Source organism: Rhizobium sp. BK312 (assembly GCF_014193605.1).
In the GTDB taxonomy this organism is placed as follows: Bacteria; Pseudomonadota; Alphaproteobacteria; order Rhizobiales; family Rhizobiaceae; genus Rhizobium.
This window is the reverse complement of the sequence record NZ_JACHZP010000006.1, coordinates 30,628-49,332: the sequence shown is the minus strand read 5'-3', so window position 1 is coordinate 49,332 and position 18,705 is coordinate 30,628. Positions and strand designations below refer to the sequence as shown.

17 protein-coding genes and 1 pseudogene are annotated in these 18,705 nt (G+C 59.5%); 4 read left to right on the top strand and 14 right to left on the bottom strand.

The window, feature by feature from the left end; all coding sequences use genetic code 11:
- Positions 1 to 23 precede the first annotated feature (23 nt).
- From FHT85_RS17835 to FHT85_RS17820, 4 genes are all read right to left on the bottom strand, one after another.
- Entirely contained in the window at positions 24 to 1,094 is a 1,071-nt protein-coding gene (locus FHT85_RS17835; protein ID WP_112336145.1) for a dipeptidase, read from the bottom strand.
- A gap of 190 nt (positions 1,095 to 1,284) precedes the next feature.
- Positions 1,285 to 2,310: an ABC transporter permease gene (locus FHT85_RS17830; protein WP_112410940.1), complete on the bottom strand. Its 1,026-nt coding sequence runs from the start codon at positions 2,308 to 2,310 to the stop codon at positions 1,285 to 1,287.
- A 32-nt stretch (positions 2,311 to 2,342) separates the two neighbouring features.
- Complete coding sequence (locus FHT85_RS17825; protein ID WP_112336143.1) at positions 2,343 to 3,884, bottom strand: sugar ABC transporter ATP-binding protein; 1,542 nt, start codon at positions 3,882 to 3,884, stop codon at positions 2,343 to 2,345.
- 73 nt (positions 3,885 to 3,957) lie between these two features.
- Positions 3,958 to 4,884, bottom strand: a complete 927-nt coding sequence (locus FHT85_RS17820; protein WP_112336142.1) for a sugar ABC transporter substrate-binding protein — start codon at positions 4,882 to 4,884, stop codon at positions 3,958 to 3,960.
- Between the two features lie 372 nt (positions 4,885 to 5,256).
- Between FHT85_RS17820 and FHT85_RS17815 the strand changes: the two genes are divergently transcribed.
- Positions 5,257 to 5,763 carry a DUF1993 family protein gene (locus FHT85_RS17815; RefSeq protein WP_112410939.1) on the top strand — a complete coding sequence of 169 codons (507 nt, stop codon included), beginning with the start codon at positions 5,257 to 5,259 and terminating at the stop codon, positions 5,761 to 5,763.
- Positions 5,764 to 5,769: 6 nt separating this feature from the next.
- Here FHT85_RS17815 and FHT85_RS17810 read toward each other — a convergent pair whose 3' ends face one another.
- The 6 genes from FHT85_RS17810 to traA all read right to left on the bottom strand — a co-directional run bounded on the left by FHT85_RS17810 (position 5,770) and on the right by traA (position 14,009).
- Positions 5,770 to 7,338, bottom strand: coding sequence for an alkaline phosphatase family protein (locus FHT85_RS17810; protein WP_112410938.1), 1,569 nt, complete (start codon positions 7,336 to 7,338; stop codon positions 5,770 to 5,772).
- The gene (galE, locus tag FHT85_RS17805) at positions 7,316 to 8,299 is read right to left on the bottom strand and encodes a UDP-glucose 4-epimerase GalE (RefSeq protein WP_112410972.1); all 984 of its coding nucleotides are present in this window, start codon (positions 8,297 to 8,299) and stop codon (positions 7,316 to 7,318) included. The genes FHT85_RS17810 and galE overlap by 23 nt, the downstream gene beginning before the upstream one ends.
- 150 nt (positions 8,300 to 8,449) lie before the next feature.
- On the bottom strand, positions 8,450 to 9,133 hold the full coding sequence (locus FHT85_RS17800) for a YoaK family protein (RefSeq protein WP_112410937.1): 684 nt from the start codon (positions 9,131 to 9,133) through the stop codon (positions 8,450 to 8,452).
- A 145-nt stretch (positions 9,134 to 9,278) separates the two neighbouring features.
- Positions 9,279 to 9,731 (bottom strand): DUF2442 domain-containing protein, encoded by a 453-nt coding sequence (locus tag FHT85_RS17795; protein WP_246780021.1) that lies wholly within the window; start codon positions 9,729 to 9,731, stop codon positions 9,279 to 9,281.
- Positions 9,673 to 9,918 carry a DUF4160 domain-containing protein gene (locus FHT85_RS17790; RefSeq protein WP_312861352.1) on the bottom strand — a complete coding sequence of 82 codons (246 nt, stop codon included), beginning with the start codon at positions 9,916 to 9,918 and terminating at the stop codon, positions 9,673 to 9,675. Before FHT85_RS17790 ends, FHT85_RS17795 begins: the two co-directional genes overlap by 59 nt.
- A 206-nt stretch (positions 9,919 to 10,124) precedes the next feature.
- Entirely contained in the window at positions 10,125 to 14,009 is a 3,885-nt protein-coding gene (gene traA / locus FHT85_RS17785; RefSeq protein WP_112410935.1) for a Ti-type conjugative transfer relaxase TraA, read from the bottom strand.
- A gap of 172 nt (positions 14,010 to 14,181) precedes the next feature.
- On the opposite strand from traA, the gene FHT85_RS17780 reads away from it, so the two are divergent.
- Both FHT85_RS17780 and FHT85_RS17775 read left to right on the top strand, forming a co-directional pair.
- Positions 14,182 to 14,424 carry a TraC family protein gene (locus tag FHT85_RS17780; protein WP_312861351.1) on the top strand — a complete coding sequence of 81 codons (243 nt, stop codon included), beginning with the start codon at positions 14,182 to 14,184 and terminating at the stop codon, positions 14,422 to 14,424.
- Positions 14,425 to 14,473: 49 nt separating this feature from the next.
- Complete coding sequence (locus FHT85_RS17775) at positions 14,474 to 14,704, top strand: conjugal transfer protein TraD (protein ID WP_095436082.1); 231 nt, start codon at positions 14,474 to 14,476, stop codon at positions 14,702 to 14,704.
- A 204-nt stretch (positions 14,705 to 14,908) separates the two neighbouring features.
- Here FHT85_RS17775 and FHT85_RS17770 read toward each other — a convergent pair whose 3' ends face one another.
- The 4 genes and pseudogenes from FHT85_RS17770 to FHT85_RS17755 all read right to left on the bottom strand — a co-directional run bounded on the left by FHT85_RS17770 (position 14,909) and on the right by FHT85_RS17755 (position 17,141).
- On the bottom strand, positions 14,909 to 15,541 hold the full coding sequence (locus FHT85_RS17770; RefSeq protein ID WP_409527341.1) for an RES family NAD+ phosphorylase: 633 nt from the start codon (positions 15,539 to 15,541) through the stop codon (positions 14,909 to 14,911).
- Positions 15,538 to 16,158, bottom strand: coding sequence for a DNA-binding protein (locus FHT85_RS17765; RefSeq protein ID WP_112410932.1), 621 nt, complete (start codon positions 16,156 to 16,158; stop codon positions 15,538 to 15,540). The genes FHT85_RS17770 and FHT85_RS17765 overlap by 4 nt, the downstream gene beginning before the upstream one ends.
- A 372-nt stretch (positions 16,159 to 16,530) precedes the next feature.
- A pseudogene (locus tag FHT85_RS17760) lies at positions 16,531 to 16,944 on the bottom strand (type IV secretory system conjugative DNA transfer family protein); the annotation flags it as partial.
- A gap of 8 nt (positions 16,945 to 16,952) precedes the next feature.
- A complete protein-coding gene (locus FHT85_RS17755) occupies positions 16,953 to 17,141 on the bottom strand; it encodes a hypothetical protein (protein WP_112410931.1) in 189 nt (62 codons plus the stop codon).
- Positions 17,142 to 17,407: 266 nt separating this feature from the next.
- Between FHT85_RS17755 and FHT85_RS17750 the strand changes: the two genes are divergently transcribed.
- Positions 17,408 to 18,694 (top strand): nucleotide sugar dehydrogenase, encoded by a 1,287-nt coding sequence (locus FHT85_RS17750; RefSeq protein WP_112410930.1) that lies wholly within the window; start codon positions 17,408 to 17,410, stop codon positions 18,692 to 18,694.
- Positions 18,695 to 18,705 lie beyond the last annotated feature (11 nt).

Below are 18,705 nucleotides of genomic sequence, written 5' to 3'. Positions count from 1 at the left end.
CTTTTTTAAACTCTACGCAATATTCAGGACGCACTCGAACGGCTGCCTTCCTTCCAAGCGGACGCCAGGACGCGAAGCCAGTTCTCCCTGCACAGCTTTACAAGATCGGCCTCACCATAACCAGCGTTCCGAAGGGCTTCAATCAGCTTCTGATTGCCTGCGGCATCGCCGATCTCAGCTGGAATCGTGGCGCCGTCGAAATCCGATCCGAGGCCGACGCAATCGATGCCAAGGCGGCCGACGAGATGATCGACATGCCGCACCATCGCCTCGAGCGGCGTATCGGCATCCGAGCGCGCATCGTCGCGCAACATCGCCGTCGCATAGTTGAGGCCAACGATGCCGCGGCTCTCCTTGATGGCATCGAGCTGCTTGTCGGTGAGGTTGCGCGCGACAGGCGTCAGCGCATGCGCATTGGAGTGGCTGGCGACCAGCGGCTGGTCCGAGGTCTTCGCCACATCCCAGAAGCCTTTCTCGGTGATGTGGGCGAGATCGACCAGGATGCCGAGCTGGTTGCAGGCGCGGACTAGCGCAAAGCCGGCGTCGGTCAGGCCAGGTCCCGTGTCCGGGGAGCTCGGATAGGCGAAGGGCACACCATGGGCAAAGACGTTGTTGCGGCTCCAGACAGGGCCGAGCGAACGCAGGCCGGCCGCATAGAAGGTTTCAAGCGCGACGAGATCGGCGTCGATCGCTTCGCAGCCTTCCATATGCATCACGGCCGCGAAAATTCTTTTCTCCATGCAATCGCGGATCTCGGCGGTGGAACGGCAGAGTTTCCAGGCACCGGCGCGATCGAGCCTCAGCGCGATCGCCGCCATTTCCAGCGCGATGTCGAGGGAAGGCGCACGTTCCAGCGGAGCCGCCAAAGGCGTGGCATAGTGGCCATTGCTATCGGGATCGGCAAAGACGAGATCGCCCGACGGAATGTAAATGGCGCAGAGGCCGCCGGCCAAAGCCCCAGCACGCGCTCGCGGGGCATCGATATGGCCGCTCGACGTCCCATCCCTGAATTCGGCAACCGGATCGGCGCCGTCGCGCGCGTGATGCCAGAGCCTCAAGAGAACGTCGTTGTGACCATCGAATACGGCTTGCATTGTCTATCCCGGACGAAGCGCTCGAGTGAGCGAATGGAAAGCGGCCAGAATAGAAAAGCTGACAGGATTCGCCATACCCAAATGAAAAAAATTTGCATTTGCATGGAACTGCATATTCGAATGGAAAAAGGCGGGGCAAACACCCCGCCTTGAAGGCATGCTTTACAACGCTGATGATGTGTCGGGCATTTCAGCGCTTGGCCCGCTTCTTCTGGCGGTAGACGTCGATGGCAACGGCCGCGACGATGATGAAGCCCTTGGCGATTTCCTGGTAATAGGCATCGACGTTGAGGAAGGTGAAGCCGGAGATCATCACACCGAGAATGACGGTGCCGATCACGGTACCGGCGATGCGGCCGACGCCGCCGGTCAGCGACGTGCCGCCGATGACAGCAGCCGCGATCGCATCCAGCTCATAATTGACGCCCATGCCGGCCTGCGCCGTCTGCACGCGGGCGGCGGTGATGATGCCCGCAAGGCCCGCCAGAAGCCCGGCGATCGCATAGACCTTGACCAGATGCGCCTCGACATTGATGCCAGACACGCGCGCCGCCTGCACGTTGGCGCCGATCGCGTAGGTGAACTTGCCGTAGCGCGTATAGCGCAGCACGATGTGGAAGGCGATCGCGATAATCAGGAAGACGATGACGGGCCAGATGCCGGAGCCGATGAAATTGAACTGATCTGTGAGGCCCGAGATCGGCTGGCCCTTGGTGTAGAGCTTGGACAGGCCGCGGGCTGAGACCATCATACCAAGCGTCGCGATGAAGGGCGGAATCTTCGTCTTCGTGATCAGCTGCCCGTTGATAAAGCCGGCAAGAAGACCGATCAGCAGGCCAATGCCGATCGGCACGAAGAAGGGCATATCGGTCAGCGCGGGATAGACGGCGCGCGCCCATGTCGACGACTGTGCGAAGCTCGCGGCAACCATGGCGGTCAGCCCGACGACGGATCCTGACGACAGATCGATGCCGCCCGTGATGATGACCTGCGTCACGCCAACCGAGATGATGCCGATGACCGACACCTGCAGGATCATGATCTTCAGGCGCTGCAGGTTCATCAGGAAGCTCTGGCCGACGAAGATCCAACCGAGGATCTCGCAGAGAAGCGCGATGCCGATCAGCACCAAGAAGATGCCGAGTTCGGGCGGCACGCGGCGCCTTTTTGGCCGTGTGACTGCCGGAGCGGCCGCCTCTGCAACTTTGCTAACCATGGTTCAGTCCTCCCTTGCGATGATTGGCGGCGTCACTGCGCGGCCAGCTCCATCACCTTCACTTGAGTTGCATCCGCGCGATCCAGGAAGCCGGTGACCCGTCCTTCATGCATGACCATGATGCGGTCGCTCATGCCGAGCACCTCGGGCATTTCCGAGGAGATCATGATCACGGCGACGCCGTTGCGCGCCATTTCGGTGACGAGACGATGGATCTCCGCCTTGGCGCCGACATCGATGCCGCGCGTCGGCTCGTCCAGGATCAGAATGCGGGGATTGGTGAGCATCCACCGGCCGATCAGCGCCTTCTGCTGATTGCCGCCGGAAAGATTTTCGATGCGCTCATCAAGGTTCGGCGTCTTGACGCGCAACTTTCTAGCCATCTCCTCGCAGGCCTCTTCGATCGCGCCTTCCTGCACGAAACCGCCGCGCACGAACTGGTCATGCAGCACCGCGACCTGCATGTTCTCCAGCACGCTGAGGATGAGAAGGCAGCCCGTATCCTTGCGGTCTTCCGTGAGGAAGGCCATGCGGTGGCGGATCGCTGCGGCCGGCGAGGAAATCTCGGTCTTCTTGCCGAAAAGCTCGATCGTGCCGGACGAGGCGGGCGTCACGCCGAAGATGGTTTCGGCAACATTCGACCGGCCCGATCCGACAAGCCCGGCAACGCCGAGAATTTCACCAGCCCTGACGTCGAAGGAAACATTGGAGAAGACGCCATCGAGGCTCAGATCCTTGACCGACAGCACGGTTTCGCCGATCGGCACCTCTTCCTTCGGGAACATCTGCGTGATCTCGCGGCCGACCATCATGCGGATGATATCGTCGCGGGTCACATCGGTCGAAGCGTGCGTGCCGATATATTTGCCGTCGCGGAAAACCGAGAATTCGTCGGCAATCTCGAACAGCTCATTCATCTTGTGGGTGATATAGACGATGCCGATGCCCTGGGCGCGCAGATCGCGGATGATCTGGAATAAATGCGCCACCTCACGCTCCGTCAGAGCCGAGGTCGGCTCATCCATGATCAGCACGTCGGAATTATAAGAGACCGCCTTGGCAATTTCGACCATCTGCCGGCTCGCGACGGAAAGCTCACGGACCTGGATCTCGGGATCGATGGAAATGTTGAGGCGCTGGAAGAGCTCCTCGGTCTTGCGGCTCATCTCCGCGTGATCGACGAGACCGAACCGGTTCTTCGGCTCACGCCGGATCCAGATGTTCTCGGCAACCGTCATGAAGGGCATCAGGTTCAGTTCCTGATGGATCATGGCAATGCCGTTTTCCAGCGCGTCGAGCGGTGACTTCAGCCGGATTTCGACGCCCTTGAGACGTACCTCGCCCTGATCGGGAATATAAATGCCGGCAAGGATCTTCATCAGCGTCGACTTGCCCGCGCCATTCTCCCCCATCAGCGCATGCACCGTCCCGCGCTTCAGGCGGAAGGAAACGTCGTCCAGGGCGACCACGCCGGGAAATTCCTTGCGGATGCCTTCGGCGCTCAGCAGATAGGTGGCATTGGGGACAACGCCGCTGGCGCGCACCGCCGCCATGGTGGATGGGCTCACAACCATTTTTCCCTCCCGGGCAGATCGGATTTCAAGGGATGCGGGCTTTACGGCCCGCATCCGTCGATCACTTTCGTCCTCAGTTCTTCTTGACGAAGTCCTTGACGTTGGTCGGCGTGACGAGCTGGAAGGGGATGTAGACCTTTTTCTCGATCTTATCGCCCTTGGCGAGCTTTAGTGCGGCGTCCACTGCACCCTTGCCCTGGCCGGCAGCATCCTGGAACACGGTGACCTTCAGGTCGCCGGCCTGCATGGCGGCAAGCGCATCCTGCGTGGCGTCGACGCCGGCAACGATGATCTTGTCCAGCGACTTGCCGGACGCCTTCAGCGCCTGGATGGCGCCGATCGCCATTTCGTCATTGTTGGAGATGACGGCATCGAATTCGATGCCACTGGAGAGCCAGTTGGTCATCAGGTCGGCACCCTGGGTGCGCTGCCAGTTGGCGGTCTGCTCCTGAACGATCTTGATGCCCTTGCACTCATCGGTCGCCACGACATCATGGACGTCCTTGGTGCGCATGCGGGCAGCCTGGTTGGAAAGCTCGCCCATCATGATGACGGCCTTGCCCTTGCCGCCCAGCAACCGGCAGACTTCCTTGGCCTCCAGCGTACCGGATTCCTGTTCGTTGGAGGCGACGAAAGCCTGCTTGTCCGGAAGGCTGTCGACGTTTGCCGGCTCGCGGTTGACGTAGACGAGCGGGATCTTGGCATCGGCGGCAAGCTTGGAAATCGCGGCCGTCGCGTCGGTATCGACCGGATTCACGATGATGGCATCGACCTTACTGGCGATGAAGTTCTGGATCTGGCTCTGCTGCTTGGCGATATCGTTCTGCGCGTCTTCAACCTGCAGGGTGACGCCCTTGTCCTTTGCGTAATCCTGCATGCCATTGCGCAAAACGGTCAGAAAGTTGTCGTCGAACAGAGCCATCGAAACGCCGATGGTTTGGGCGTGGGCAGCGGTCGACAGCAGAAGCGCCATCGCAGAGCCAAGGATAAATTTCTTCATGTCTTCCTCCCAGATACGGTGCCCGGCCACACCCCTCCTAAATGCCGGAGCCCCCGGTTTCGACCGCGGGGCCTTTACTCAATCGGCTGTCACTCCCATGGCAGCCATATCGAAAACGGAACAAACAAACCGTAAAATTCTTTATCCGGAATATTCATTCCATTTTTCAAGACAAAGGTCAACAGCAAATTCTCGCCCCCGAAAGGGGCGCGGGCCACGACGAGTTTCTCGTCTCTGCTGCTGTAAGAAACGGCGGCCAAACCCTACATACGGGCGCCGACACCATGGAACGGTTATTCCATCGACATGGGAACGGAGTAGAATGTCGGCAAATCAAACGGCCGCGCCGCGGCCCCGCAATGGAGAACACGCATGCCCTCAATGTACAGTTTCTCGGTCCCGATCTTTCAACGCGGCCTGCAAAACCTTTCGGCCTATCTGGACAAGATCGAAGCCCATGCGGCGGAAAAAAGCATTGAGGCGGAGGAGCTCGTTTCCGCGCGGCTGATCGACGACATGCTGCCGCTTTCCGGCCAATATCAGCGCGCTTCCGATACGGCGAAGCTTACCATTTCCCGTCTCGCCGGCATCGATGCACCGCGTTTCGAAGATAACGAGACGACCGTCGCAGACCTGCGCGAACGTCTGAAGAAAACACAGGATTTCCTGGCGACGATCACCCCGGCGACGATGGAAGGAAGCGAGACGCGGGAAGTGACGGTCACGCCGGGAGGCAACAAGATCGTTTTCAAAGGTGAAGATTATCTGGCGAAATTCGCGCTGCCGAACTTCTTCTTCCACGTGACGACGGCGCACGACATCCTGCGCAGCCGCGGCCTGGCGGTGGGTAAGATGAATTATCTTGGCGCACTCAGCTAAAATTATTTAGGGCCGGAGCGAAACCGGCCCTTTTTCCGTCAACTCCGTATAGGCAAGCGTCTGGTCCAGATGCTCCGCCCGAAGAGAAAGCAGCTTTTCGGCATAGGCAAGCCTGGTTGCCGCGTAGGCGCTGTCATTGGCGACATTCGAAAGCTCGGCCGGATCCTTCTCAAGATCGAAGAGCAGCGGCGGAAGCCCGGCGCAATGGATGTATTTAAAGCGCTCGTCGCGCACGACGGCCAGATTGCAGGCATTGGACCGCAAGTTGAAATGCCGCTCGGGAATGCCCTGCGCAATATCGCGGAAATCGAACTCCCAGAAGGCTGCATCGCGCCAGTTTTCCGGTTCGGAACCGGAAAGGAACGGCAGCAGGCTGTTGCCGTCAACATGGTTTGCCGGCACGACGCCAAGCCGGTTGCACAGGTTCGGGAAAATATCCGCAGCACTGGTGAAATGCTCTACCTGGCGGCCATGGGTGGCGGGTTGGCCGGGGTCACGAATAACGAGCGGCACATGATAGCTGCCATCGAAGAAGCCGCCCTTGCCGAGCATCCAGTGATCGCCCATCATCTCGGCATGGTCGGAGGTGAAGACGATGACCGTATCGTCCCAGGCGCCGGCGTCCTTCAACGCCTGCCAGATCCGCCCAAGCTGCGCGTCGACCTCGGCGATCATGCCGTAGTAAATCGCGCGGATGGCCGCAAAATCCTCGGACGTCCACTCATCGATGCAGCCTTTGCCGCCATACATGAAGCCGCCCTTGCCGATCAAGGGTAAGCCGAACGCGAGCAGCGGATGCGCTGCCATTTCCGTCTCGCGGTCGGCAGCGCGCACAAAAGCCGGGCCGTCGGCCGCCGAGAACATGCGGTTATACGGCTCCGGCACCGAGAAAGGCGGGTGCGGCCGCAGGAATGAAACATGCGCGAACCAGGGCTGATCCTGCTCTCCAAGCCAGCGGATGAACTCGCCCGCCATGAAAGCCGTCTGCGTCTCGTCCTTGGAATAGGCAGGCGCATTGTTGGAAATTTCGCCGGGCTCGGCGCCGACGGGAATGTGGATATCGCGGCTGACGGCATCGGCATGGCCGCGCGACCGCAGCCAGGATAGCCATTGTTTCTCATGTTCAGGCAGAAGCTGCCGCGCCGTAAAGCCCGGCAACACGCCCTCATAGGTCGTCAAATGCGGATCATGGGGATCGCGGTCACGCGGATCCGGTGCGGTGTCGGTATAGCCGAACAGCGTCGGATCATAGCCGGCCCGGCGTGCGGCAAGCGCGATATTGTCGAAACGTGCGTCCAATGGCGAACCATTGCGGCAAACGCGATGGTTCATCTGATAGAGGCCGGTATAGAGCGTCGCCCGCGCCGGCGAACAGGGCGCCGTTCCGGCATAATGCCGCCGGAAGAGCACGCCGTCCTGGGCGAGCGCATCGACATTCGGCGTCTTTACGCATTGATGTCCGACGGCGGAAAGGCAATCTCCCCGCCACTGGTCGGCCGAAATCAACAGGACGTTCGGACGTTTGCCCGCAGCACCAACGAAAGAACGTCGTTCAGTGCTGGTTGGATTTGGCATGCCAGTTCCATGCGGATTGGATGATCTCCGTCAGATCGTATTGCGGCGACCAGCCGAGAACATCGCGGGCCTTGTCATTGTTGGCCACCAGCGTCGTCGAATCGCCCTCGCGGCGGCCGACATATTCGACCGGGAACGGACGGTTCGACACGGTTTCGATCGTGCCCAGCAGTTCCTTCACCGTCGTCCCCGTGCCCGTGCCGAGATTGAGCGCGACGGAATCGCCGCCTTCAAGCAGGTATTCCACGGCGCGCACATGGGCATCGGCGAGATCGAGCACATGGATATAATCGCGCACGCAGGTGCCGTCGCGCGTATCATAATCGCTGCCGAACACCTTGAAGCCCTGACGCCTTCCAAGGGCCGCATCGATGGCGAGCGGGATAGCATGGGTTTCCGGCGTATGCCACTCGCCGATGCGCCCCTCGAAATCGGCGCCGGCAGCATTGAAATAGCGCAGTATGACGGAGCGCAGCCCCTTGTACTGGTCGTAATCGGCAAGCGCCTGCTCGACGATATATTTCGTGCGGCCGTAGGGATTGATCGGCACCTGCTGGTGGCTTTCGTCGAGCGGCACGCTCTGCGGCAGGCCGTAGGTCGCGCAAGTCGAGGAAAAGACAAAAGCCTTCACACCGGCCGCCTGGGCCGCCGAAAGCAGGGTCAGCGTGCCAATGACGTTGTTTTCATAGAAAGAAACGGGATCCTTGACCGACTCGCCGACCTCAATCAGCGCGGCGAAATGCAGGATGGCGGCGGGCTTGTGCTTGGCCAGCACCTCGTCGAGACGGGCGCGATCGCGGATATCGCCTTCCTCGGCGGGACCCCATTTGACGAATTCACGATGACCGTTGGAGAAATTGTCGTAGACGACGGGCTTGAACCCCTTGTTCGCCAGATCCAGACATGTGTGCGAACCGATATATCCGGCTCCGCCGACCACAAGCACCGTTTCTCCTGCCATGACCATCCCTTCTTAACTCACAAGGATTTGCCGCCTAAAGCGCGACGGACCAGTTCGATCCGACGGTTACACTTAGAGAGCTGTAGCCGACTTGCAAGGCGCAAGAAAGGAGCAAGATTGGTAGTATCAAGAGCAAGCCCAGGCCGAAAGCTAAGCCGGCTTCACCTCCACCTTGCCGGTATGCATGAGAATTCCCGCAAGCGCCAGAACCGGCGGCAGCAGGAAACAGGCCATGCCGACAAACAAGAATAGCGCCGCCGCCAGCGCACAACCGAAGGCAAAACCGCCGACCGCAGTCCCCATGCGGCCCAGCCGCGCTTTCATTGCCGCTTTTTCCTCCGCCTTGGCGCCTCGCAGCAGATCGGCGATGTCGATCATGATCTGCGTCGTCGTGCCCGTCATCATCGTCGTCGGCGGCGTCGAGCCGAGGTGAATGCGGTGCGCCGTCGTCTGAATGGCCATGGCGGCGACAAGCGTCATGCCTATCAGAAGCGGCTGCCAGCCATCTCCATCGCCGAACGGGCCAAAGCGCAAAGCGAGGATCGCCGCAAACGCGAGTAGCAGGAATTTCAGCGTCAGGATGATCCGCAGCGTCGGCAGATTGCGCCGCGAGAGCTCGCCGCCAATGAGACGTGCGAGGATGACGACGGCACAGAAGGTCGGCAGCGCCAGAAGCTTGGCCAGCGCGCCCGAGGTTCCAAGCGCCAGTGAAGCGCCGAGCGTGACGAAATTGCCCGTCACATGCGCTGTGAACAGTCCATGCAGGGCAAGGAAGCCGGCGGTATCGACATAGCCGCCATTGATGCTCAGAAGGGTAGGCAGACTCGGCTTCATCGCTTTCTCGCTCGCTTTGATCGTCTCCGACCTTATCGCGCCGAACAGCCGCCGATGTCGAGATATTTGCGGAATTAGGTAGCAACTGCCACCAGCGAAGTACCTGCCTACCAAGGCCTCCTTTTCAGGCGGGCTGGAGGAGCGACTACGCGGCTGCACTCTTCTTAGGGCGACCACCCTTTAGGCCATTGAGTCTCGATGAACTAGCTTTCGCACCGGACTTTGCCTTCCCACCAGTCGAACCCAATTGCGCTGCCATCCATTTTCTGGAACCCAAAACTCCGTCCATCAGAGCTGGCACATAGAGATCGGCATCGATATCCGGCCAGTGAAGCCCAAGGCCCTTGGCCTCGACAAGGACGTTGTTCAATTGCGAAGCGTTAGCACCTTGGAGCCCTTGCAGTTTCTCGACGGGGAAGCCCAGGAACGATCCGTTGTTGAGCACCACAACAATGGCGTCATGCTCTGCGTCGTAGCGGGCCGACGTGGCATATGGCCCCATCTGCGACTTCATTCCGCTCATGTTGGCCATGTCGAACTCAAGATCGGAAATCTCCATGGATGCGTCTCCACGCTTCGCAGATACTTTTTCGCGCATCGTTCAAACTCCTTACGATCCTACCGAGTTCTGGTTTTCCGAACCCTCTGTTCTCTCTCAGCTCTGGCGGCCCATCAGGGCAGTTCATAATGAAAACCGCAGAGCAGCCGTTGCCAATGACGTGTACATGGGCAGGCCGATGATCGTTGGGATAAATGACCGCTCGCAGCCCTGCGAAATTCAACACCGTTGGCACCTATGTTCACTTTATATCAAAACCTAAGCGCTTAGGAAAGCGGCCTCTTTCGATCGCTGAAGAATTGAAGTCATGGACCGTCGCACTTAATCAGTGGTTGAATTGTCCACATTGATTTCGATCGACTGCCGATCACCCTGGCATAGTCCGCGGCATGTTCAGACCCTGTCATTTTCCTTTTAAATCTTTGGACGTTCTCAGAGATCAATACCACGGGCACGGTTGATCGTTCGACTTTGGCGCTCAGCGATAATCTCTTCTGTCCTATCTATAGCGACGGCACGCTGGACTGTGCGCAATTGACCAAGGATGGCTTTGAAGACCGCTTGCTGAGACTTGGAGACCATATTGGCAACATCGGTCTCGTTGCGCAAAATTGCGCCCGGTCCGAAGCGAGCATCAAGTGCCTTGCTGACAAGAGAAAATTCGCGTCGGACATCTCGTGACAAAGACCGGACCAATCGTGCCAGCTCGCGCGGGCTCTTCTCAGCCTCGGACGTGATGTGCCGCAGCTCATTCTGGGCAATTCTCGTCAACCCTGGAATAGCTATTGCCATCCGTTGCCGCTCGATGACGACCGCCGCTTTTTCGGCCTCAAAAGCGCTCAAGTAATATCGACCAAGAGAGTGAATGTCGGCACCAACCGTGTTAACCGCCTGCAATGCTTTCCTGCGCTCCCGGCCACCAGCGAGCAGCCTATCCATCGTTCTGCCGCTACCGCGCAAAGGGCCATAGGCCGTTGGCTCTGTGGCAACAGCACGTGCGATACGCTCAGGGTCGATCTGCTTCAGCACCAGATCTTCGATCATCGTCACGGCTGTTGCGGGATCGCGCCAGATCACGGATCCCGTCGCGGCGAGTGCTGCTCTTTTCTGTTTGTAATGCTCAGTCTCGGTCACGCGCATTCGCGCCTCCTCGTCGAGGCTTTCCTTGAATTTCGTGACCGCCGGCAACATTGCGGGAGATGCGAATTGGGCGAGACGCGCCTCTTCTGCAAACGATCGGGTAAGGGAGTTCCCTGCGGGTAATAGATCGGAAGCATCCGCCCCCGGAGCGGGCAAGGCGTCTTTGTCGTGTGTTGCGTGAATAGCAGCATTCCGCTCCGAAGTTTCGATTGCGACCCCGAAGGGCACGTTCGCCCGTTGCCAGAGCCGCGCCAGATGATCACTTTGTACGGTGAGCCAATTGGATAGACGCTCAACCTGTACCTCGACGGCGTGACTATAATCCGCGATGGTGTCGATGCCGCGCCGCCGTGCGAAATCGAACGCCACGGATTGGTAAGACGCCTCGTTTTCGAAATCGAGCGTTGTCGTCTTGTCGCCGGGGCGCGACAGGCGTTCGACCAGTTGCGCATAGAGCGTCGGAGGGCGATGTTCGGCGGCAAGCTGCTCTGTCCGAACCTCGGCCTTATCAATTGAATATGCCGTCCAAATATTGCGGTCGACAACGCGATCCTCAAAATGCCTCGCGCCGGTTTCCTCATTAACAACAGGCATTTTAACGGTGACTTTTTCAGTCCCCTCCTTGCGCACGGTCACTGTATCGCCGACCGCCACGCCGGCCTCCTCAAGGGCCTTGGGCAGATTGACGCCCCAAAGGCGATGCGTGGTTCCATCGTTCGTTCTGACGTCAACATAAGGGGAAGGACCGGCGTCGTCCCGCCTGCGAAACTTCGCAAGCCCTGTTTCAACGAGTTCGCCGGTGATGCCAGCGGCATGTTCGACGCGCGCCGGCTTGCCCCATTCGAACTTTGGTTGAAAATCTTCCCTTGCCGCATAAAGATCGACACGCTCGCGATGACGCGTCATGGCAACATAAGTCAGGTGTCGGTCCATCATGCCGGTTGCCAGCACGAAAGTGCGGTCGAAGGTGGATCCTTGGGTCTTGTGAATCGTTGCGGCGTAGCCGTGGTCGATATTGCGATAAGTATCTTCGGAGAACATGACATCCTGGCCACTGTCCAACCGAACGAAAAGAAATGGTTTCCCACCTCGAGCCGCGGTCGATATGACCGTTCCAAACATGCCGTTCTTGACATGCTGAACAGTCAGGTGAGGGGCTTTGGGTTCGACGAACCGCGCATTTTCCAGGAAGATGATCCGGTCTCCCTCACGGAACTCACGCATGCCGCGTTCTGTGCGAAACGACCTACCCTCCCCAAGCGCATCCTGGTGCAACATGACGGCACGGATCGCGTCGTTGAGGCGCCTCACATCGCTATTGGTGTGGGCGAGAACCATCAACTCGTCGCCACGCAATTTTCGACCTTCGGCCTGCGCCTTCGCAATGGCATTAAGACGAGCGCTGGCCCAATCGGAGACGATGTGCTGAACCGCATCATTGCGCGTGTCACTTTCGAGGAGATGGCCATGGTCGCTATAGGCCCTCAAGGCTTCCCCAACATTTCCACGGGCAAACAGACGGGACGCCTCTCGCGCCCATTCATATCTCTGGCGGCGAACGCCGACCAATTCGGCAGCGCCGATGCGCTCGACGATGGCGCGGAAGGCAGCACCCGCCTGGATCGGCTGAAGCTGCATCGCGTCGCCGACAAGAACCGCTTTTGCGCCAGCATCCTCGACGCGTTTGAGAAGACGCGCCATCTGTTCCGACGATACCATGCCCGCTTCGTCTAGAACCAGCACGTCGCCCTTCTGCAGCAGGTCATAGTCGTTTTTCCAGGCAAGCTCCCAAGCAGCAATCGTACGCGAACGGATCCCGGAACTACCGGTCAATGCCTCCGTCGCCTTGCCGGCGAGCGCCGCTCCGAGAACGCGCCTGCCGTCTCGCTCCCAGGCGAGACGTGCCACGCTCAGCAATGTCGATTTGCCAGCGCCCGCAATACCGACGACTGCGGCAATGGCGCTATCGGCCGTGATATGCCGAACCGCGGCGACCTGCTCAGCGTCCAGGCGAATGGCCTTATCTGACGCTGCCTCAATCTCACCCATCACGGCATCAACTTGGGACGGCGATACCGCGAAACCACCGATGTTCGAAAGATTGAATGCCGACCGCGCCATGTGGAATTCGGTTCTGATCGTCGCGCGCGTCGTGAAGACTGCCGGCAGCTCGACCCCACCGGTTTCCGCACTGATCTGCTGCGGTCGCAGCATTACCAAATCGTCCGACGCCATCAGTTTCGCGCGGATATTGGCAAAGACGATTGGATCATCAACGTGGCGGTGGAGCGCACGGGCGATCTCGGCCTCATCGAAGGTCGAGCGCTCGTTGCTGAGTTGCCTAAGCAATAGACCGGGGTCGGCAGCGAGGCGATCCGCAGCCTCGTAACGCTGCGCCAATGCTGCAGGGGCGGAGTAGATATCGGCACCTTTGCGTAGAAGCGCCGTGCGGGTGGGACCGAGATGGCGCTGCCCCATTCCCTGAAACCCCTGCTCCTCGTAGGAGCGGCCGTCTATGCGGATATCGTGACCGGCAAGTGCCAGATGGTGGGTTACCGTTTCAGCCCAGGCAAGCTTCCACTCCTCCATCGTTTCCTTGTTGCCCGCCCACGGACGGTAAACAATTGCTCCTTTCGGCCTATCGGGGGTTTTGAGGCGCAGCGGCTCGCCCCGGTCGTCGACGACAGCGACGTGCTTTGGCCCAAAACCTTCCGCGGTCAGTGGACGCAGCGTGGTCATAACGTGGACGTGCGGATTGCCCTTCTTGTCGTGATAGACCCAGTCTGCCACCATTCCACGCGACACTAGGTTCTCGCGAACGAAGTCGCGCACGAGGGCGATATTCTCCTTACTGCTGAGCTCGTTTGGAAGCGCAAGGATGAGCTCGCGGGCTAACTGTGCATCACGCCGGTTCTCGAAACAATCGACAGCATTCCAGAGCGCTTCGCTGGCGCCGGCAACCGATCGTCCGTCGATTGCGGTTCGCAACCATGCCGGCGTATCCTCGGGCAGAGCAAGTTCCTCGTGGATGAGTTCGTCCGCCCTTGCGAAGTGGCGGAAGTTAGTCCCCGCCTGCTCATCCATCATCTTGGTACGATGACGATAGGCTGCGGCCGAGACAATGCTCTGTCCCGCTCCGCGGCTGATCAATTTCGCTCTCAAAAACATAATAGCCATTTTTGACTCTATCTTTTCAAGCACATCAGTACCGGACAGATATCAAGACATCTGGCGAAAAGGCCTAGAAAGAGACCAATTTCCGGGATGAATTCCACTTTTCCTATATGATTTCAGTCGATTTGACTACCGTATTTAATTCAATATAAAAGATCCATCAGACTCGACCCTGATGAAAGAAAGGACAGATATGCGTGCAAGAACCACGGTGTCCGAGATCGACACACAGATCGAGCAGCTCAAAGAGAAACGAAAGACCGTGGTCGCCAAGGCCAATGACCGTTTCGCTAGCGCGGCACGGAGGGCAGGTCTCGCCGAACTGAACATTTCCGACGCCGAGCTCAATGAGGTTCTCGCCGAAATCACAGCGCGATTTCGCGACCGCGAAAAAAGGACAGCGGGCGAATCCGCTTAAGAGGCTCGATCAGCGGATTATGCTTCTCGAACGAAGGCGGCAGCGCGAGATGACAAGCGATCGCAAGCGTGAAACGCGCGAAAAGATGATCTTCGGCGGATTGATCATCAAGGCTGGCTTGAGAAAAGCCGATCGCGCGTTCCTGCTCGGCGCCTTGATCGAAGCCAGCCGGATCCCGCCAGATACCGCGCAGTACCGTGAGCTTCACAAGATTGGTATGGAAGCGTTCCGAGCCGATGCACGCATGAATAATTCGGAGAGCAAGGATCTGGATGTTTGACCCAGGCTTTGATCCCGCCGGCGATACCCCCTCTGACACGTTCGTCTTTACATCGAGGCCTTTGCCTCGCTCGGTCTTGGGACGATGATAGGGGGCAATAGCTTCGCGCGTTGAATCCACTGAAAAACAGCATGGTTCGCCGAAGCGGACGTAGCCGCCGATCATGACCGCGCACCGCTGATACTTCCCGCAGTTGCTGTAGCTTTACACGTCAGCAGAAAGGGACTTGCCATAGCGGTGGAGCAGCTGCGCGACGTCGCTTTGCATGGCAGACAGGGGATGCGTCGCCTTCGCCTCGAAGGCGATCGGTTTGCGCTCGAAGACCGCGTAGCAGACCTCGCTGGGATCATGCCGGGACAGATAGGCAATCCCGTCCGGCTCCTCCGGATGCTCCCAGAGCGCATCGGCCCATGCGCCGCATGGCTCATAGGGGCCGGTGGAGATTGAATTATCCGTGCCGAGGATCTGCAGCCCGGCGCCGTGCATCGTCACCATGCGCAGAGCCGTCCGGCTGGTGAGCTCCGTTACCGACCGGGTGACAATTTCGCGTTCTGCAACCATCAACCGTTGCGGGTTGCGCAGGATCGTCTCGGCGAACGCGCCTGCGAAGGCGTGGCCGATATAGAGCACGCCGAATCGTCCACTTGCGCTATCGAATCGATAAATTGGATCTTGGCCGGCTCCCGGTCCGAAAAACACCGGATCAAAGTTCGATCGGTGAATCCGATGCAACACCGATCCGGCCGGAATGATCGTGATCGGTAAGTTCGCATTCTTCAACCAATCGGGCGGCGGCGCCGCCGCCCCGGACGGTCCTCGCACCGGCGGAGCCATCAGGCGAAGCCGTCGCCGGTATTGGCGCGGACTAGCCGCTCGACCGCGCCGAGATCACCCTGGCGCAAAGCCTCCAACGGCGACCGGCCGCCGAGCGCGCTATCCTGCGCAAGCAGGAAATCGAGCGTAGCCCAGGCGCCTTGGTCTGCGAGACCGCGAACGACCTCGGCTATCCCCGGCAAAACCTCTCCGTCCCGGAACTGGCAGGCTGGATATTTCCAGTCGCTTCCCTCCCGGACGCCAAGGATCGCGTTGCCCCGACGCCGCTTGTCGATCGCTTGGCGGGTGATGCCCGCAATTTTGCCGGCTTCTTCGGCGGAAAGGACGCCGCCGGCACGCAGGAGCAGTTGGTTCCGATGCTCGACATTGCGCGCGAGCGCCGGGACCATCGGGTCGAGATTGCTCACCGCCTCCCCGATAAACTCGGGATGGCTGAGGATTTGCGCGAGCGTTCCTGCGCCCGTCGGCGCGCCGAGAGCCGCCGTGAGCGCCTTCGACGGTGTTGTCGCGGCAATCCGTTCGAGTGCCGACATTGCACGACGCAGAAATGCGGCCTGAACGGAATCCGGGTCGGTCTGGAAACTCAGCACGAGCTCAGTTGGATGCGGGGCGCGAGGCATAGTGGCCTCCTCTGGTTGTCTTAGGATTTATATAGTAACGAAAACTACTGCGTCAACTCGCTCGATGGGGTTCTTTTTACATCATTGACGAGAAACGAGGGCTTCGTCTGCATAAGTTAGGGGCGATCCCTCTTCAGGGCGCGGCTCTACTCGCGTCCTGCCGGTCACTGCCGGAGCCCGCAAGCGGTCTCCGCGCATGCGGTCAGGCTCCTCTCGCGGGGGTATGATCAGCGGGCGGCGAGCGTCCGGCAGGGCTCGACGAGTGCTCATGACGAAGCGACCCCTGCCTGTGCCGGTCGCTGGAGTGGTCGCAGCGTCGGCGGCACGGTTCGGCGTTGAGCGGCGCCGGGCGACCGGGAGGGCCGAGGAAGTGCGGCCGGGACGAAGCGGTGCATTGCCCGCGGTGAAGACGATCTGCTCGTCGGCCCGTATCCGCAGCACTTCATGCGGCTGGATCAGCGGCCGCGCTGCAAGCTGCTTCGATCGCGTGCGCGACGAACCTGACGCCCGCGACGACCGGCTGACCTGGTCGATCTCGACCGTGGTCGTGCCGCAGCGCTTCGAGATGTAGTCGGCCGTCTCCGGATCATTCACTGCCGCGAAGCTAATCCAACTCGCGCTTTCGAACCATTTGCTGGCGGCATCGCGCCCGCCATAGGTTTCGCGCATCTGGCCGATGCTCTCAAACAACAGCAACAGCGTGATGCCGTACTTGCGGCCTTCGTCGCGCGCCGTCTCCAGGATCCGCATGAAGCCGAGACGCGCGACCTCATTGAGGAGGAACAGGAGCAATCTTACTCGCCGCGCTCAGCCTCGAGAGCGGCAATTTCGTCGGAAATTTCCTCGATCCGTTGCCGGAGCTCCGCTTCGGTACCGTCGTCCACCTCGCCTTCGCCGAAACAATAGCGCGCTATATGCAGCTCAAGCCTGGCTTCGAGCTGCTCGCGCTGGGTACGGAGTTGTTTAAGATAGCTGTTTCGCATTGCGAACCGCGCTTTCAGAAAAAATAAAATAAGCCTCACCCAAATAAGTGGGGTCGAAACCAGAAAGTTTCGATAGGCATCCTATGCATTTGCGCCAAGGCTGCAGCCCAACCTGCGACAAGGCCATATTTCCAAGCCATTGCAAAGCGGCTGATCGGTCATCACATTCATGCGACCCACACCTGAAATGACCCGGAAGGCAGATATTAGGCACTGACATCAGCTTTAAATTCGGGCTAATTCAGGCGGAGTGTTCGAGGTATGTTGTGTTGAACGAAAAAATTGCCGTCATTGGCCTCGGTTATGTGGGCCTGCCCGTCGCGATTGCGCTTGCCGAAAAATTCCATGATGTCGTTGGCTTCGACATCAAGGGCTCCCGTGTCTCCGCGCTGAAAGCGGGTGAGGACGATACCCGGGAGGTTTCCACCGAACGGCTGCGGTCGAGCGGACTGCGCATCAGCAGCGAGATCGAGGATCTTAGGGATCGCGATATCTTTATCGTCGCCGTGCCGACGCCGATCGACCAGAACCGGCAGCCGGATCTGCGGCCTATGATTTCGGCCTCCCGCACGGTGGGGAAGGTTCTGCGCAGGGGTTCGATCGTCGTCTACGAATCCACAGTCTATCCCGGCGTCACTGAAGACGTTTGCGGCCCTGTGCTGGCGGAGGTTTCCGGGCTGCGTCAGGGCGAGGATTTCCATGTCGGTTATTCGCCGGAACGCATCAACCCCGGGGACAAGGAGCACACCTTCGAGCGGATCGTAAAAGTCGTCGCCGGCGACGACGCGGAAACGCTGGAAAGGATTGCCGCCATCTATGGCGCCGTGGTCGAGGCCGGCATCCACCGCGCCCCCAGCATCAAGGTGGCTGAAGCCGCCAAGGTGATCGAGAATACCCAGCGCGACGTCAATATTGCACTGATGAACGAGCTTTCGATCATTTTCGAGAAAATGGATATCCGCACCGCGGATGTGCTGAAGGCGGCGCGGACCAAATGGAACTTCCTGCCCTTCACTCCCGGCCTGGTCGGTGGTCACTGCATCGGCGTCGATCCCTACTACCTGACGGCCAAGGCGGAAGAACTCGGCTACCACCCCGAGGTCATCCTTTCCGGCCGCCGCATCAATGACGGCATGGGTGCCTTCATTGCCCAGAAACTCATCAAGATGCTGGTCGCGGCGAAAAAGCCGATCAACGGGGCGCGCATCGGCATATTCGGGCTGACCTTCAAGGAAAATGTACCCGACCTGCGCAACAGCCGCGTGCCGGACATTATCAGTGAACTGCGTCAATTCGGCCTCGAGCCGCTGGTGCACGACCCGATGGCGAGCTATTCGGAAGCTGAAGAAGAATATGGCATAAAGCTCAAAGAACTGCAGGATTTCGGCAAGCTCGACGCCCTCGTGCTTGCCGTTCCCCACAAATCCTATTTGGCCGAAGGGGCCGCCCAGATCCTCGATCTCTTGAGCGAGAACGGTGTCGTCGTCGATGTGAAGGCGGCGCTCGATCGAGCCAATCCTCTGCTGGAAGATCATTCGGTATGGAGCCTGTAAGCTGAAAGGTC

What these genes read in the sequence shown, in the direction of transcription:
- FHT85_RS17775 (WP_095436082.1), top strand. Translation starts at nt 14,474, where the DNA reads ATGACAAGCGATCGCAAGCGTGAAACGCGCGAAAAGATGATCTTCGGC.
- FHT85_RS17755 (WP_112410931.1), bottom strand. Translation starts at nt 17,141, where the DNA reads ATGCGAAACAGCTATCTTAAACAACTCCGTACCCAGCGCGAGCAGCTC.
- galE (WP_112410972.1), bottom strand. Translation starts at nt 8,299, where the DNA reads ATGGCAGGAGAAACGGTGCTTGTGGTCGGCGGAGCCGGATATATCGGT.
- FHT85_RS17815 (WP_112410939.1), top strand. Translation starts at nt 5,257, where the DNA reads ATGCCCTCAATGTACAGTTTCTCGGTCCCGATCTTTCAACGCGGCCTG.
- FHT85_RS17825 (WP_112336143.1), bottom strand. Translation starts at nt 3,884, where the DNA reads ATGGTTGTGAGCCCATCCACCATGGCGGCGGTGCGCGCCAGCGGCGTT.
- FHT85_RS17810 (WP_112410938.1), bottom strand. Translation starts at nt 7,338, where the DNA reads ATGCCAAATCCAACCAGCACTGAACGACGTTCTTTCGTTGGTGCTGCG.
- FHT85_RS17820 (WP_112336142.1), bottom strand. Translation starts at nt 4,884, where the DNA reads ATGAAGAAATTTATCCTTGGCTCTGCGATGGCGCTTCTGCTGTCGACC.
- FHT85_RS17830 (WP_112410940.1), bottom strand. Translation starts at nt 2,310, where the DNA reads ATGGTTAGCAAAGTTGCAGAGGCGGCCGCTCCGGCAGTCACACGGCCA.
- FHT85_RS17765 (WP_112410932.1), bottom strand. Translation starts at nt 16,158, where the DNA reads ATGCCTCGCGCCCCGCATCCAACTGAGCTCGTGCTGAGTTTCCAGACC.
- FHT85_RS17780 (WP_312861351.1), top strand. Translation starts at nt 14,182, where the DNA reads ATGAAAGAAAGGACAGATATGCGTGCAAGAACCACGGTGTCCGAGATC.
- traA (WP_112410935.1), bottom strand. Translation starts at nt 14,009, where the DNA reads ATGGCTATTATGTTTTTGAGAGCGAAATTGATCAGCCGCGGAGCGGGA.
- FHT85_RS17835 (WP_112336145.1), bottom strand. Translation starts at nt 1,094, where the DNA reads ATGCAAGCCGTATTCGATGGTCACAACGACGTTCTCTTGAGGCTCTGG.
- FHT85_RS17795 (WP_246780021.1), bottom strand. Translation starts at nt 9,731, where the DNA reads ATGCGCGAAAAAGTATCTGCGAAGCGTGGAGACGCATCCATGGAGATT.
- FHT85_RS17800 (WP_112410937.1), bottom strand. Translation starts at nt 9,133, where the DNA reads ATGAAGCCGAGTCTGCCTACCCTTCTGAGCATCAATGGCGGCTATGTC.